Source organism: Aquirufa sp. (assembly GCF_964796385.1).
The window spans coordinates 66,348-81,368 of record NZ_CBAUBA010000008.1 but is presented as its reverse complement, the minus strand read 5'-3'; the positions used below and the strand labels follow the sequence as shown (position 1 = coordinate 81,368).

Annotated in this window: 13 protein-coding genes; 8 read left to right on the top strand and 5 right to left on the bottom strand. The window is 41.9% G+C overall.

Annotated features, from left to right (window positions below):
- The first annotated feature begins 255 nt into the window (after positions 1–255).
- The 8 genes from AC1W6K_RS04535 to AC1W6K_RS04500 all read left to right on the top strand — a co-directional run bounded on the left by AC1W6K_RS04535 (position 256) and on the right by AC1W6K_RS04500 (position 7,070).
- A complete protein-coding gene (locus AC1W6K_RS04535) occupies positions 256–1,092 on the top strand; it encodes a MotA/TolQ/ExbB proton channel family protein (RefSeq protein WP_481722323.1) in 837 nt (278 codons plus the stop codon).
- A 68-nt stretch (positions 1,093–1,160) separates the two neighbouring features.
- Positions 1,161–1,766: an ExbD/TolR family protein gene (locus AC1W6K_RS04530; protein ID WP_481946599.1), complete on the top strand. Its 606-nt coding sequence runs from the start codon at positions 1,161–1,163 to the stop codon at positions 1,764–1,766.
- A gap of 26 nt (positions 1,767–1,792) precedes the next feature.
- Positions 1,793–2,311: an ExbD/TolR family protein gene (locus tag AC1W6K_RS04525; RefSeq protein WP_481722319.1), complete on the top strand. Its 519-nt coding sequence runs from the start codon at positions 1,793–1,795 to the stop codon at positions 2,309–2,311.
- Positions 2,312–2,345: 34 nt separating this feature from the next.
- Positions 2,346–3,164: an energy transducer TonB gene (locus tag AC1W6K_RS04520; RefSeq protein ID WP_481722317.1), complete on the top strand. Its 819-nt coding sequence runs from the start codon at positions 2,346–2,348 to the stop codon at positions 3,162–3,164.
- Between the two features lie 68 nt (positions 3,165–3,232).
- Entirely contained in the window at positions 3,233–3,475 is a 243-nt protein-coding gene (locus tag AC1W6K_RS04515) for a hypothetical protein (RefSeq protein ID WP_481722315.1), read from the top strand.
- Complete coding sequence (locus AC1W6K_RS04510) at positions 3,465–4,364, top strand: PstS family phosphate ABC transporter substrate-binding protein (RefSeq protein ID WP_481946598.1); 900 nt, start codon at positions 3,465–3,467, stop codon at positions 4,362–4,364. Before AC1W6K_RS04515 ends, AC1W6K_RS04510 begins: the two co-directional genes overlap by 11 nt.
- A gap of 149 nt (positions 4,365–4,513) precedes the next feature.
- Complete coding sequence (locus AC1W6K_RS04505) at positions 4,514–6,244, top strand: tetratricopeptide repeat protein (RefSeq protein ID WP_481946597.1); 1,731 nt, start codon at positions 4,514–4,516, stop codon at positions 6,242–6,244.
- 52 nt (positions 6,245–6,296) lie between these two features.
- Positions 6,297–7,070 (top strand): SDR family NAD(P)-dependent oxidoreductase, encoded by a 774-nt coding sequence (locus tag AC1W6K_RS04500; protein WP_481946596.1) that lies wholly within the window; start codon positions 6,297–6,299, stop codon positions 7,068–7,070.
- Between the two features lie 4 nt (positions 7,071–7,074).
- Here AC1W6K_RS04500 and AC1W6K_RS04495 read toward each other — a convergent pair whose 3' ends face one another.
- The 5 genes from AC1W6K_RS04495 to AC1W6K_RS04475 form a co-directional block, all read right to left on the bottom strand.
- The gene (locus tag AC1W6K_RS04495) at positions 7,075–10,059 is read right to left on the bottom strand and encodes a T9SS type A sorting domain-containing protein (RefSeq protein ID WP_481946595.1); all 2,985 of its coding nucleotides are present in this window, start codon (positions 10,057–10,059) and stop codon (positions 7,075–7,077) included.
- Positions 10,060–10,224: 165 nt separating this feature from the next.
- Complete coding sequence (locus AC1W6K_RS04490) at positions 10,225–11,121, bottom strand: hydroxypyruvate isomerase family protein (RefSeq protein ID WP_481946594.1); 897 nt, start codon at positions 11,119–11,121, stop codon at positions 10,225–10,227.
- Positions 11,122–11,171: 50 nt separating this feature from the next.
- Positions 11,172–12,830, bottom strand: a complete 1,659-nt coding sequence (locus tag AC1W6K_RS04485; protein ID WP_481946593.1) for a complex I subunit 4 family protein — start codon at positions 12,828–12,830, stop codon at positions 11,172–11,174.
- The gene (locus AC1W6K_RS04480; RefSeq protein ID WP_481946592.1) at positions 12,830–14,689 is read right to left on the bottom strand and encodes an NADH-quinone oxidoreductase subunit 5 family protein; all 1,860 of its coding nucleotides are present in this window, start codon (positions 14,687–14,689) and stop codon (positions 12,830–12,832) included. Before AC1W6K_RS04480 ends, AC1W6K_RS04485 begins: the two co-directional genes overlap by 1 nt.
- Before the next feature lie 65 nt (positions 14,690–14,754).
- Entirely contained in the window at positions 14,755–15,000 is a 246-nt protein-coding gene (locus AC1W6K_RS04475; protein WP_395786040.1) for a MoaD/ThiS family protein, read from the bottom strand.
- Positions 15,001–15,021 lie beyond the last annotated feature (21 nt).

The window sequence follows — 15,021 nt, the reverse complement described above, 5'->3', positions numbered from 1 at the left end:
ATTTAATTCTCAAAAAAGTACCCTATAAAGGGCCTATTTTTGGTTAAAATATTAAGATAATACAATAGACATTTGATTGGTTAGTATATTTTAGGTGGTGGGTGGTTTGTGGCATGTAAAAAATAAATTAGAATTGCATTACTTTTGCTTGTACTGAAAAATACAACGGTAGTAAAAACTATGAAAACTACTCCGCCTTTTTTCAACAAGTTTTAGTAGCAAAAAATAATTCTTTAACCCCAAATTACCAAACTAATGAGTACACAACAACCAAAGCCAGCTGCCAAGCCAGCTGCAACCGAAAAAAAATCTGGCGGACTTTCTGCAGGTGTAATTCTAATTATCTTATTTGTCATTGCTATAGCGATTTATAATTTCGTTATGGGTGATGGCTCTCACTTTGAAGGTGGCACAAATGAAGGCCATCCAATTCCCGGCGATTACTTTGGTATCGTGTACAAAGGTGGGGTAATTGTACCCGTTTTAATGACTTGTTTCTTAACGGCATTGACATTCTCGATTGAGCGTTTGTTTACGATTGGTAAAGCTAAAGGTACAGGTGATGTAAACGCATTTGTTCGTTCTATTCAAGCGGCTTTAGATAAGGATGATGTTGAAGGAGCTCTAAAGGCTTGCGAAAAGCAAAAAGGTTCTGTTGGAAATGTAACTTTGTCAGCTGTAAAAAAATATAAAGCGCTAATTACAGATGCAGCTTTGGATAAGGAGCAAAAATTAGCTGCTTTGAGTAAGGAAGTTGAAGAAGCTACTTCATTGGAATTACCAATGTTGGAGAAAAACTTGACTATCATTGCAACTTTAGCTTCAGTGGCTACATTGATTGGTCTTTTAGGTACTGTAATTGGTATGATCAAGGCCTTTTCTGCTCTAGGAAACTCAGGAGGATCAACTGACTCAACAGCATTAGCAAATGGTATCTCTGAGGCCTTGGTTAATACAGCTTTAGGTATTGGTACCTCTGCGATATGTATCATTGCATACAACTTGTTTACGTCGCGCATTGACGAATTAACTTACAGCATTGATGAGATTGGTTTGAGTTTAAGCCAAAACTACGCTACGCATCACAATTAATATTTGGACTGATATAGGGGCTCAGCCCTTTCATTCAATTTTATTCACTGTTCAAAAAAATAATTGTTATGCCAAAAGTTAAAGCTAAACGACAAAGTGTCTCACTCGACATGACGGCGATGTGTGATGTGGCTTTCCTTCTTTTGACGTTCTTCATGTTAACCGCGAAGTTTCGTCCCGAAGAGGCAGTTACGATTACACCACCATCTTCTATTTCAGAGAAACCTTTGAATTCAAAAGAAGGATTGCTGATGGTTAGTGTGTCACCAGAAGGAGGTGTTTACTTAGCAACAGACGATCAAATGGCTAGGGAATTTATGTTAGAGCGCATGGCTAATCGCTATGGCATCGCTGTAACGGCTGAGATGAAGAAGAATTTCATGTCTTCTGAAATCGTTGGTTATCCCCTGGGTGCTATGCGTCAAATATTAAGTATGAAACCATCTGAAGCAAAGGATAAGGGATTGACCAAGGGAATTCCAATTGACTCAACCAATAACGAATTTTCGTATTGGGTGGGTTACGCGAAATTGTCTAATCCTGAATTAAAGGTTGCTATTAAGGGAGATCAAAATGCTAACTACAAAGTATTTGCTGATATAGTAGCTACTTTGCAAGCGCAAAATATAAACATCTTTCAATTAGTAACTGGTCCGGAAAATAAACCGAAATAAGTTTTCATTATTAATTAGATACAGAAATGGCAGAAATAGATAGCTCCGGTGGTGGGAAGAAAGATGGTGGGAAGAAGCGAAGTAAAAAAATGTCGACCAAAATCGACATGACACCTATGGTGGACTTAGGCTTCTTATTGATCACTTTCTTTATGTTAACAACTACGTTAGCAAAGCCCGTTACTATGCAATTAAACATGCCTGATAAAACGGATACCAAAGAGACATCACCTGTTAAATTATCGGAAACACTAACCGTGTGTCCGGATGCTGACAAGGTGTATTATTACCAAGGTATTCCTACGGAAGCAGGTACAGTAATGCAAGTAACCAATTATTCGGCTACAGGAATTCGTAAGGTTATTGCGGATTTGAAAGCGAAGGTTGGTACTAACTTTACAATCGTAATTAAGCCTACGAAGAAAGCAAAATATCGGAATTTGATCGATATGCTTGATGAGTGTGCGATTACCAATAATAAGCGGTATGCATTATTGGAAATTGATCCGGACACGGAGGCCTTGATTAAGCGATCAGGTAAATAAGACCTATTAATTAATTTTAAATTAAACGAATATTATGTCACAAGTAATAAGCCAAGATGCTACTTTGGACGATATTATCTTCAGAGATAAAAACCGTGAATTCGGTGCTTTTGATCTCCGTAAGACATATCCTAAAGTAATGAAGCGGTCGGTATTACTAGGCTCTGCACTTTTTGTTGGTGCTTTGTTAATCGCAGCTTTCTGGAAACAGTTGACTGCGGCTTCCGAAGATAAGACTGAGGTGACTGCTGAAGTAATGAAATTGGATAAGCCAGCTCCTCCTAAGAAGGTCGAGTTGCCCCCACCGCCCCCACCGCCACCACCCAAAGAAATTCCTAAGGTGACTACTACGAAGTTCTTACCTCCAGAAATTAAGCCTGATGAGGAAGTAACAAAGCCAGAGCCACCTCCCGAGGAGGTTAAGGGTAACACTGCTTCCGAAACGGTTAAAGGAGAGTCTGAAGCATATGAGCCGCCAGTCGACCCAGATGCTAAAGGCGCTGAGCCAGTAGAACCGCCTAAACCTGCTGAAGATGAAATCTTTACAGCGGTTGAGCAAAATGCCGAGTTCCCTGGTGGTCCTCGTGCTTTCGGAGCTTTCTTACAGCGTAACTTGCGTTACCCATCTGCGGCACAGCGTGCCAATGTAGGTGGTAAGGTTTATGTTCAATTCGTAGTAAATACGGACGGAACTATCCAAGACGTGACAGTGTTAAAGTCTGTAGGTTTTGGTTGCGATGAGGAAGCAGTTCGTGTAATTAAATCGGTACCAAGATGGACTCCTGGTAAGCAATCTGGACGCGCAGTGCGTTCACGTTTTACGCAACCGATCACGTTCGTACTATCTGAATAATCTCGATTATTAGATTTTATCAGACCTGCTAAATGTTCATTTGGCAGGTCTGATTGTTTAAACATGATATGAAACTACCCATAGCTGTTAGTATAAATATTTTATTCCGCGTGGTCGTCGCCTTAGCTTATAGTTTGCTTGGGGCTTACGTAGCGTTGTTATCCGAATTTCAATTAGGTGATTTTGTGGGTATACCTATCGTCAAGATGCTTGGAATATTATTTTTTATCTACGGTCTTTTTAGACTTTGGAGAGCTTACCTATATTATAAGGAAATGAGTGATCAAAATTACGGGCATTATGAAGAGTAAGCTATTATTATTTCTGTTGGCCTTAATCGGAGTTTCCGCATGCGGAGGCGCTGCGAATGATGTGCCCAAAGATGGACCCGCTACAGGTTCTATTCAGATTGGCGTAGATGAATCTTTTTTGCCACTGATTAAGGCAGAGAAAGCAGCATTTGAGGAAAATTATCATTTTGCCAAATTGAATCTGGTTTTTAAACCGGAGAATGAGGCTATTGCCGACTTGCTCAATGATAAAGTTCGATCTGTTGTGGTTTCGCGTGAATTGACGGAAGCAGAAAAAGGTATTTTCGCACGGAAGAAAATTACATATCGTAGTTTTAAGTTTGCAGCTGATGGTATCGCACTTATTGTTAATAAATCAAATCAAGATACCCTGATAACGCTCGATCGCTTGAAGTCATTGCTGAATGGTACTGCGAAAAATGGAAAGGACATTGAATTGGTTGTGGACAAAGCCAATTCTAGTAACATCAAGTTTTTGGTTGACCAATTTAGTTTAGGTAATTCTGGTTTGGCGGTGGCTGAGGTTGGTTCCAACAAGGCTGTGATTGAATACGTACACTCCCATAAAAATGCGTTGGGAATTATTGGATCTAATTGGATTAGTGATGGCGAAAATCCTACATCGTTGGGATTTATTCGTTCAATCCATGTCTTATCAGTATCAGCGAATGGGAAGGATTATTATCAACCATTTGGATACAATTTAGCTCTTAAGAAATATCCATTGCGTCGGGAGATTAAAATGATTTTGAAAGAATCGCATTCAGGTTTAGGAACTGGATTTGTAAATTACGTGTGCGGAGACATGGGACAATTAATCGTTTTGAAAGCGGGGTTGATTCCTTTGACCCGCCCTATCACGATTCGTCAGTATCAAATCAATCAATAAGCACATTTTTAGGAGCTGTTGTTTGTAAGTTTTCAAGATTTATGCTTAAATTTACCACTCTTTAATTTTATTAAACTTTACTAGTAATTTATTGAACTTTTCAATGTTACGCCTAAGAAAATTACGTTACACAAAAAATTAAAATACGAATGATGAAAATGAAATCATGGCTTTTGGGAATAGGTCTTTTATTGACCAATTTAACTTTCGGGCAAACGATTAAGGATGGTCTACATTTAATAGACCGCCATCAGCCAAGTCGGGCGAAACAAGTATTTGAGGGGTTAGTTTCTGCAGCTCCTACGGGTGAAAATTATTTTTATTTAGGGTATTATTACCTGACACAACGTGATTGGGATAACGCTAAAGCCACATTCGAAAAAGGTAAAGCAGCTGATCCAAAGAATTATTTAAATCAAGTTGGTTTGGGTTCTATTCTAGTTGGCCAAAACAACGTATCTGCAGCTAAAGTAGAATTCGACCGAATTCTAGCGGATACAAAAAATAAAAATATTGATGTCATGTATCGTATCGCTGAGGCGTATGCGATGTACTATATTTTAGGTAAGGAGGAGAGTTTTAATGCCAACAATAACGATCCGGGGGAGGCTATTCGCTTAATTGATTTGATTCAGGAGCGGTTGGTGAAGGATAAGAAATTTCCAACTGTCGAGCATTACATTGTCAAGGGGGACGCGTATTTGATTAAGAATGATGGAGGAAATGCGGTGACAGCTTATGAGACAGGTTTGATGCAAGACCCACGAAACATTAAGGCTAAGGTTAAGATTGGAACGGTTTATTTGCGTGGAAAGAATTACAAAGAGACGCAAGCTCGTTACAAAGAGGCAATTGATTTAGATTCAAATTATGCGCCAGCTCAACGGAAATATGGTGAGTATTTAATTATCGGAGGTCAATATAAAAATGCATCGCGTTATTTCCGTCGTTATTTGGAGAAAGCAGAAGCTACGCCAGAAGTCACCTTGGAGACTGCCAAATTGTTGTTCTTATCTAAGGACTATGAAGGTGCAATGAAGTTCACAGATGAGGCGGATAAAAAAGGGGTTAAGGATAATGATATTTTCCGTATGCGTGGGTATTCAAATGTTGAGATGGGTAATTTCCAACAAGGTATTGATAACCTAGACGGTATGGTGAAGCGTGGGGTGAAGCCTTTCTTTATGGATGATTTGTATTTTGGAAAAGGGTATCAAGGATTAGGAAAGGATTCAATCGCACTGATGTACTTGGAAAAAGCGGCACCTTTAGACACAAATAACAACGTTTACTCGATCATTCATGATGTTCGTTACAAGCAAAAACGTTACAGCGATGCTGCGGTTGCGGGGTTGAATTCTATCCAATGGAAAGTCAAAAAAGCACAGACTGTAGGTTCTGGTGATTACTTTAAAGTTGCCATGGATTACTATTTAACTGCTGCTTACATTAATAAGGCGGATACTGTTGGCCGTCCTGCAATGGCTATGCGTGCAGATTCAATGTTTGCGAAGGCAATTGAGGTCAATGATAAGTGGCCTCCATTTTATATCAATCGCGCGCGCGCAAATAATTTTATTGATTTTACAGGGACAAAATGGTTAGGAGCTCCTTGGTATGAGAAGTTTATCGCTGCTGTGGAAACACAAAAAGCGGAGAAGAGCTCTCAATATAAAGAAGATAAAAATCAATTGTTTGAAGCATATAAATTCTTAGGTGGATATCAATTGTCGGTGACCAAAGATGAAGCTAAAGTGAGAGAATTATTCACCAAAGCACAAGAAATTAAGCCAGAAGATCCAGATATCAAGGCTTACTTCAATCCAACTCCAGCTCCAGCCGCAGTGGCCCCCGCTGCTCCTGCTGCACCGAAGAAGTAATTAATTCTAAAAAAAGCCCAGCAATGGGCTTTTTTTATTAAATCTATATCTTATGTCGTACGCAATAATTACCGGAGCAAGTAAAGGAATCGGAAAAGAAATTGCGCATCAATTGGCCATGAATGGCTATGATGTGGTGCTTGTTGCTCGCAATTCGTACGAGTTACAAATGGTTAAGGAAGAGTTGGAGAAAAAATACCCTGTTCAGGTGGATTACCTGGTTAGTGATTTAAGTGAGCAAGGGGCAGTTGACCGTATCGTCGATTGGGTCGAAGCCAAACAAATCGATTTGCGCATTTTAGTAAATAATGCTGGATTTGGTGTGGTGGGTCAATTCGACTCGTATTCGTTCGAGGAAAATCAAAAGATGATGCAAGTCAATATGCATTCTTTGGTTGAGATGTGTCAAAAGTTTTTTCCCTACCTAGCGGGGAAAGGAAAAGCCCACGTGCTTAATATAGCTAGTTCTTCCGCTTATCAGGCGATTCCAAACATGACTTTGTATGCAGCAACGAAAGTTTTTGTTTTGAATTTTTCTCGAGGTTTACATCATGAATGGAAATCAAAAGGGGTTATTGTCACTGTCGTAAGCCCGGGTGCAACAACGACTAATTTCAACGATCGAGCTAACTTACCAACGAAGGCACGTAGGGCAGCCGAGAAAGTTACGATGACTCCTGAAGCAGTTGCCAAACTTGCAGTTGCCGGAATGCTTGCGGGTAAGGTTGAAGTGATTACTGGTTTGGTTAATAAAATCGGGGCATTTCTTGCATGGGTATCCCCTAAATCGATTAGTGAGAAGATCGCTAAAGGTATTTATGAATAATGTACTAGTTTCTTAGCACAGATAGAATTCTTGTTTTTATTCCTTCATCTGTTTCAAAACGCAAAATATAATTTCCATTAGGTAAATTTTCTGCCAGCCTAATTCGATGCCTAAAAGCGGAGGAGCCAAGTTCCCAGCGTTGTATGATATGTCCCTTAAAGTCAATTATTTCAATGTTGCTTTCTAATGTATTGGTAAGAATTTCGATTGAAAGTAAGGTGCTTTGAGTCGGATTTGGATAGATTGAAATACCTGCTAATTCCGTCGGAAGTGTGTAGGAATAAAATTTTAATTCGGATCTGCACGTGATGGATGAAGCCCCATCCAATCTATAATATTTTAGTGCGCTTACACCGTAGATCCCTGATTTGAATAACTTGATCTGACTAAGCGAATCTTTTAAGTTTCCTTGATTGAATTCCCAAACATAGCGATCTGGTTGGTCGATTACATTACGCGCCTGCAAAAAGTAGGAGCCCATTTTTTCAAGTAATGGTATCCTTGGATTTTGTCTTGCTTCAATGGTTAGGGATGGACTTGGGATGGACCAACAGCCATATTCGTTTTGGGTTTTCAATGTTATTTTTTCTGAGTTTCTAATCACCAAGCTATCTTCTGTACTACCCGTATTCCAGGCATAGCGAAAAGCAGGTGTTGCAAGAATCGTTGCGTAGGCACCATGGCAAAACTGTCGGTTTGGATTCGCCCGGATAAAAGGCTGTGGTTCAGCTGGGAAATGGAACGAGGTGATGGGGGCGCTCCATGCTGACCAGCAGCCGTTGGGGTCTTGGTATTTTACATGATTTATTTCTGGCGTTTTGCTATACCGTGTTTGGGTACTGTCACCTGAATTCCATGTATATTTCTGGCTAGGGATATCTGCTTGTAGTTTAGTCGAATCACCTTTGCAGAAACCTGCTTGCCGTTGGAAAATGATGATAGCAGGTTGAGGTACTGATTGGACGTATAGTGAAATTGGGCTACTAGGTGTGGACCAACAAACTCCGTCGGTAGCTGTTTGGGCAGAGAAAGTGTAGGAGCCCACGTTCCGTCCGATAAATTCTTGGTTTGTAGGCGCATGATTTATCCATTTGATGGCAGGCGTATTTGTTTGAATTTGAACCGTATCCCCGAGGCATATTTTTGATGCTGAAAGTGAGACTATTGGTGGTATAGGTCTTTGGTGTACCTCAATATACATACCATCTCCTCGATGGATACAGCCGTTTTTCTGAACGACTGGTTGGTAAAATCCAGGTCGGAGCTGACCCGAAATAATCGGTTGTTCGACCAATAGATGTCCATTTAATTCCCAGCCGATAATTCCCGTATGAGCGGGAAGAATTGCCTGAAGTTTAATGTCATCTCCACTACATGCAAAATTTGCATAGCTAGTTTCAATAGATATGATTGGTCTCTGCATTTCGGGCAAAGTAACTTGAATGGGTGGTGCTGCTGTTCCTGGGCATCTAATTTGTACAAAGGTTTCAAAGCTTGCGGAAATGGCGGTAGATTCGCCTAGGCCGAGTAGCTTTTCGGGGCCATATTGATTGAAAATTTGAGGTGTATTTGGGCATCCAATGACGGTTAGTTGGTACGTCTCTTTTCCGCAATTCGGAGAAAGCGTAAAAGTGATTCGTGGGATTTCCGGTTCTTTTATGGGTGGTACTTCAACCACAGGGTCTGGTGTGGATGGTGGAGTTTCCGGTAAAGGTGGCATAGTCGGGATCGGCGGAGTAGTCGGTGTGGTAGGCGGAGTAGTAGGGATCATCGGTGTAGTCGGTGGAATAGTCGGTGGAGTTGGCGTATCCGTGATTACCCCACACTCCACATTTGATTTAATGCGAACACTGATGGCTGTTCGTGCGCTCTCACAGTTATTCACCGACTGACTCACAAATCGTGTTACGATTGATTCTGGTGTCGGACCGTTGACGGTTATTTGCGTTGCAGTGGATACGGCCGTACTAGTGGTCGCAGTTTGATACCAAATATTGTTTGTACCACCTGATGCCTTGAATATGATGGGTAGATTCGCACAGATTGATTCGGGTGTTCCCGTATTTGTGGGGGCGCTAGGCCGACTAAAAGCTTGTGCGCTCGTGCCGCGGGAGGGAAGACTTTCGCAGCCTAGTTTTAAACAGGTGGCCGTATAGATCCGAGGGTTGGGATCCGGGAGGATTACAGTCGCCTTCGCTCCTTGTGTCATTGGAATTCCATTACGGTCATACCATTGCGTGGTATAGGGGAAACAACCGGTGGAATTAAGGGTGATGGGCTGATCTAAGCAGCCTTTATATAAACTCGCCGCATGATTTGGTATAGGGCTAACTTTTACCTGCAATAAGACATCGTTTGAACTTCGCGGGCAGGTACTTACTTGATTTTGATTAGTCAGCGATCCTTCGTTATCATTGTTTGGGGTGATTTCAAATGTCATTCGAATTTTGTAGCGATATGCATCCATTGGCGCAAGCGCGTTATTGATCGTTAAACTAGGGGTTTTTGTCCCCGAGTAGGTTCCATTATCAACCAAATCCTCAAATGGGCCGTTTTTTACAGATAGTGCCCATTGAAAATTGGACGCTTGATTGACGGTTGGAATTCGTGCCTCCAAACGCCCATTTCCTCGTTCACAAATTTCGGGATTGATGATGTTTGTAATGGTGTGGAGCGTAATTGAAGCGGCCTCTGAAATCACCAAGCACGATGTCGCATTTAATTTTACTCGATATTGTGTACCGCTAGGGTGCACTGCTCCTCCAGATGGATAGATTTGGTAGCTTGCTTGCGTTGCACCTGAAATGTTCGTAAATGTAGCGTCAGTTGGTCGTTTCTTTTCCCATTGAAATTGCGTGGCGTTGCTGCCAACGATCATGCGAATAGAGTTTGTTTCGCAGTCGGTTTGATTACTGGGCTGTTGGCTAATCACCGGGCATTGGGCCAATAAACCCCAAGGGAAAGCTAAAAATAGTATCAAATTTTTCATAGAACAAGGATTTTCTCGATCAAAGCGGATTACACCCGCAAGGTAATTGACACAAGTCCACGCCCTCATTCGAAATTTGAATGACACGCCAGATTATCAATTTATTGGCATAAAAAAACCAGCTCCTGTTGATCAGAAGCTGGTTCAAAAATTTACTAAGCCATGTTAGATATCGCAGATTTTAACGGCTTGTTCTAACGACGCCATTTTATCGGCGCGCGCTGGAATAAACTCTTGGCCAATATACCCTTTGTAGCCCGTATTGTATATCGCGCGAATGATTGCCGCATAATTTAATTCTTGCGTATCATCGATTTCATTACGTCCTGGAACCCCACCTGTATGGTAGTGGGAAATATATGGGTAGTATTTCTTAATCGTCGCAATTACGTCCCCTTCCATGATTTGCATGTGGTAGATGTCGTAAAGTAATTTGAATTTATCGGAACCTACCATCTCACAAAGTGCGGCACCCCATTCCGTGGTGTCTGCCTGATAGTCTTTGTGATTTACTTTGGAGTTCAATAATTCCATGGAGATCGTTACATCGTAACGTTCCGCGGTCTTCATAACACGTTGCAATCCTTTTTTGCAATTGATCAAACCGTCTTCATCACTCATGCCATCGCGGTTTCCCGAAAAAGCAATAATGTTTTTTACACCTGCTTTGGCAGCTTTTGGGATGATGTCTTCATAAAAACCAACCAAACCATCGTGGTTTTTTACTTTATTGAAGAAGTTCGGAATGTTCATGCCGGTAGGGTATTTGCCCCAACCAATCGCCGCAGTCATATCGTATTTTTTCAAAATTTCCCAATCATCTGGACCGGTAAGTTCGATGGAAGATAAGCCAATGCGTTTGGCATTTACAATTAATTCCTCAAATGGAATTTTGTCATAGCACCACCGACAAGCCGAATGCTGTACTTTTCCTTTTAGGTCTGCACCCACAGCGAGGTCCGCTTTCTTGAAACGCTCCTCCATAGATGAACCGAATACCCCCAAGCCCGCTAATCCAGCTGAGCTTTTCAGGATTTCTCTCCGACTAACATTATTTTTCATAGTCTTTGTTTGATAGGTTTAATTAAAATTTTAAAGGATATACACCTTCATTAGTGAAAAATCAAATTCAGGCTGTTAGTTACGAAAATTTCACTTAGCTCAAAAATGATTCCCGGGAAAATTCCGAAAATGATGCTCAAGATACCTAAGCCGAAAAGACTTACTTTTTCAAGCAATGTCAAGTCGGGCATTTCCCACGTGCTGTCACGCACAAAATAGTTACCCAAATATATTTTTTGAAATGTCCAAAGCAAATATCCTGCACCTAAGAGAATTCCCAATCCACCTAAAATTGCATAGATGGGCATTAAATACGGACTCGTGAAAGCGCCCATCAAACTGAAAAATTCACCGATGAACCCAGAGAATCCCGGTAAGCCCAGGGATGCGAAAATGGCAATACCCGAAACAACCGTGAACCAAGGCATTTTCGTGGCGAGACCAGCGAAATTATCTATTTGACGATTGCCGGTCCGACTGTATAGAACGCCCACAATTAAGAATAATAAGGACGAAAGTATCCCGTGCGAAAGTAGCTGAAAAATGGCCCCCTGCCAGCCTTCCGCTGTAAATGAGGCGATTCCCAAAAGCACGAAACCCATGTGCGAAACAGATGAATAGGCCACTAATCTCTTTAAATCACTCATTGCCAGTGCATTGTACGCGCCATAAATTATGGACAAAACACCTAAGCCAGCCATGACTCTAGCAGAATCCAAGGCCTCATTAGGGAAGAAAGGGATCGCCATACGCATCCAACCATACGCACCGATTTTTAATAAGATACCTGCCAATAATACTGAAATGGGCGTGGGAGCTTCCACGTGTGCATCGGGAAGCCAAGTGTGTAAAGGAACGAGTGGTAATTTGATGGCAAAACCAATGAACAATAACCAGAATCCCCATGTCCGACCCGATAGTCCGCCCAACAAAAATCCGGATTGTGGACTGAATAGATTATTTGGTTGGCAGTTCAACGGATCACTTAATGCTTGGAAATCAAAGCTATGCACGACTTGGTTCGGTGTAATTTCATGGGCGGCTAAGGCCGTTTGCATGGATTGTAAGGCTTCTAGACCAAAAGATTGGTTAGGCCCAATTTTCTGCATTGCCAAGGCCGTTTCGTAGGGATCCATGTAAGCTAAGGAAATGCCTAGCATCACAATGAGGATGAATATTGAGCCAACTAACGTATAAATGAAGAATTTTAAGGAGGCATAATTTCGACGTGGTCCTCCCCAAATTCCGATTAAAAAATACATGGGCAACAACATAAACTCAAAAAATACGTAGAATAGGAACATGTCTCGTGCGACAAAACAGCCCATAAGCGATGCATTTAGCAGTAATACGAGTGCATAATAGGCTTCAATTTTGGTATTAATTTCGTTTGAATTCCAGAGCGCGACAAAACTGATTAGGCCTGTTAAAAGGACTAATCCTATGCTGAGTCCGTCTATTCCTACGGCATAATGCGAAACGAATTGGCCTAGATTACCCAGATTTAAATGAATCCAGCTTATGGATTCACTTTGCTGGTAACTTACCTGTAATGGGTCAAAAACGAGTGCAATTTTTGCCAAAACAAGGATTTGAATCCCTATAACACCTAAAGCAAGTAGGCGGGTGTAGGTCGCACCTAATTTTCCGAAACCCGCGATGAGTGCGGCAACTAAAGGCAGAACAATAAGTAATGATATATTTCCCATTAATACAGCAGGTAAAGTAGGATGAAAATCAATGTGATAACAACCCAAATCCAATATTTTTGAACTTGAGCGGATTGCCAAGTGCGCACGCGCGCGCCCAAGGCTTGACTAAATGATGCGATTCCTTCCACGATCCCATCGACGATGTGACGGTCAATCCAGGCGGAAAGGTGTGCGATGATAACTTGCAATTCTGTTAATTTGACTACGATTCTGTCAAGTACTCGGACGTCAAAAACATGTGTTTTAAGGCCTATCCACAGGGCTATTTGGTAGGTTTTAGGCCAAAGAAAACCAGCAAACTGGTAATTTTTCGCGGGGATCCAGTGGCGAGTTAATGCTGTGGCTAAGATCCCAAGTACCCAAGTGCTTGCTGTAATTGCCAACCAAAAAGAAGGAATGGGATAACTTCCCACACGGAAGTAGGTTATGAAAAGCGAGTTCTCTACATCTATCGGATTATTTGAAATCCAGAAAAATAAGCTAAAGAAAATCAGTAAACAGATTGGTATAACTTGAAACCAATGTGTTTCCGACTTTTCTAATTTGTGTCCGCCCCTATTTTGGCCTAAAAAGATCAAGTAGGTTTGTCGGCATATATACGTTGCCGTCAGCGCCATCCCTAGCGCCAAAGCACCCAGTAAAACATAGTAATAACTCGAAAAGGCACTGTTTTGGGCCGACACCCATAAGAAACCGGCGATGTTTTCTTTGCTGTAAAAACCACTCGTTAATGGAATCCCCATCAGGCCTGCACCGAAAATCACGTAGGCGATAAAGCTAATAGGCATTTGTTTGCGTAGTCCTCCCATGTGCGTGAGGCTTTGTGCGTCTAGGTGATGCGTGGCTTTTTGGTTATGCAGGTAATGGATGACAGAGCCGGCTGTTAGAAAAAGGCCAGCCTTGAAGATGCCGTGCACATATAGATGAAAAAGGGAAGCGCCAGAACCCATCCCGAGCCACATGAGGCCGAGTTGCGAGATGGTTGAATAAGCGAGTGCCTTTTTAATGTCGTTTTGGAATAGGGCGAAAAAGGCACCAGCAACTAGGGAAATTGCTCCGATAGCTCCCATGAAAAGATGGGTTTCTTCGCCTACGAATGGGAAAATCCGAATCCCCACGAATACGCCTGCGGCTACCATGGTCGCTGCGTGAATTAAAGCCGATGCCGGCGTCGGTCCTTCCATCGCATCCGGCAGCCAGGACATGAGTGGAAATTGCGCGGATTTACCGATTCCGCCGATGATGATTGCGATTCCGATAAACGCAGGGGCCGTTCCATGAATATTGGAAAAGCTAGTCGTTCCGAAATAATTGCTGAGTCCTATAATCCCGAATAGGAGTGCAATATCTCCGATTCGGTTGAGCAAAAATGCTTTTTTCGCCGCTTTGATGGCTGTTGGTTTTTCATGCCAAAAGCCGATTAATAAATACGAGCAAGCGCCCACGAGTTCCCAGCTACCGTAGAACAGATAGATTTGATCGGTTAAAATCAATAGTGTCATGGAGCCGATAAACAGGTGTAAATAGCTGTAGTACCGACCGATATTCGGGTCTTTGGCTAGGTAGGATTTAGAAAAAATCTGTACAAAAATGGCGACAATGCTGACGAGAAGTAGCACTAATTGGGCGTGGGCGTTGATCCAAAAACTTGCTTCGATGGATTTGCCGCCGAGTGTAAACCAGGGATAGGCGATGATTTGCTCAGGAATATGGCCTATTTTAAAGGCAAGGGAGGTAAAGATTCCGGCTAAAATGATGGATGTGTTGGCCTGGATATTTTTTGGAATCAGCGCGATTACCAGGGCGGAAAGCCAAGGAATTGTGAGGAGTGCCAGAAAAATACTCGGTACAGGCATGCGTTACATCATTCGAATCTGCAAAGATAAAATAATCTACTGATTTCGTAGGGAATCATGGGCAATTATCCGCCACTAACGGGTGGAATTAAGGCAATTTCCATGTGTTCTTCGACGATAAAATCTGTTTTTGGAAAATGGTGGTCGGCCGCGAGGCGAAGTGAGGGTAAAGTTCGTAAGGCTGGATAGGTGTTTTTGGTGATTTCCAAAAGTGCATAAGCTTCGATTGGCCCCTGGGTTTCGATTGTTATTTGATCTTTTTTTAGAAGATCTCGGCAAATGCCGAATAGAAGCAGGGTATAGGTGGCCATATTTTTTGTAATTTGCGCGTC

Excerpts from the sequence above, each read along its gene's own strand:
- AC1W6K_RS04520 (WP_481722317.1), top strand. The coding sequence starts at position 2,346 with ATGTCACAAGTAATAAGCCAAGATGCTACTTTGGACGATATTATCTTC.
- AC1W6K_RS04530 (WP_481946599.1), top strand. The coding sequence starts at position 1,161 with ATGCCAAAAGTTAAAGCTAAACGACAAAGTGTCTCACTCGACATGACG.
- AC1W6K_RS04480 (WP_481946592.1), bottom strand. The coding sequence starts at position 14,689 with ATGCCTGTACCGAGTATTTTTCTGGCACTCCTCACAATTCCTTGGCTT.
- AC1W6K_RS04515 (WP_481722315.1), top strand. The coding sequence starts at position 3,233 with ATGAAACTACCCATAGCTGTTAGTATAAATATTTTATTCCGCGTGGTC.
- AC1W6K_RS04500 (WP_481946596.1), top strand. The coding sequence starts at position 6,297 with ATGTCGTACGCAATAATTACCGGAGCAAGTAAAGGAATCGGAAAAGAA.
- AC1W6K_RS04475 (WP_395786040.1), bottom strand. The coding sequence starts at position 15,000 with ATGGCCACCTATACCCTGCTTCTATTCGGCATTTGCCGAGATCTTCTA.
- AC1W6K_RS04490 (WP_481946594.1), bottom strand. The coding sequence starts at position 11,121 with ATGAAAAATAATGTTAGTCGGAGAGAAATCCTGAAAAGCTCAGCTGGA.
- AC1W6K_RS04510 (WP_481946598.1), top strand. The coding sequence starts at position 3,465 with ATGAAGAGTAAGCTATTATTATTTCTGTTGGCCTTAATCGGAGTTTCC.
- AC1W6K_RS04535 (WP_481722323.1), top strand. The coding sequence starts at position 256 with ATGAGTACACAACAACCAAAGCCAGCTGCCAAGCCAGCTGCAACCGAA.
- AC1W6K_RS04525 (WP_481722319.1), top strand. The coding sequence starts at position 1,793 with ATGGCAGAAATAGATAGCTCCGGTGGTGGGAAGAAAGATGGTGGGAAG.
- AC1W6K_RS04505 (WP_481946597.1), top strand. The coding sequence starts at position 4,514 with ATGATGAAAATGAAATCATGGCTTTTGGGAATAGGTCTTTTATTGACC.
- AC1W6K_RS04485 (WP_481946593.1), bottom strand. The coding sequence starts at position 12,830 with ATGGGAAATATATCATTACTTATTGTTCTGCCTTTAGTTGCCGCACTC.
- AC1W6K_RS04495 (WP_481946595.1), bottom strand. The coding sequence starts at position 10,059 with ATGAAAAATTTGATACTATTTTTAGCTTTCCCTTGGGGTTTATTGGCC.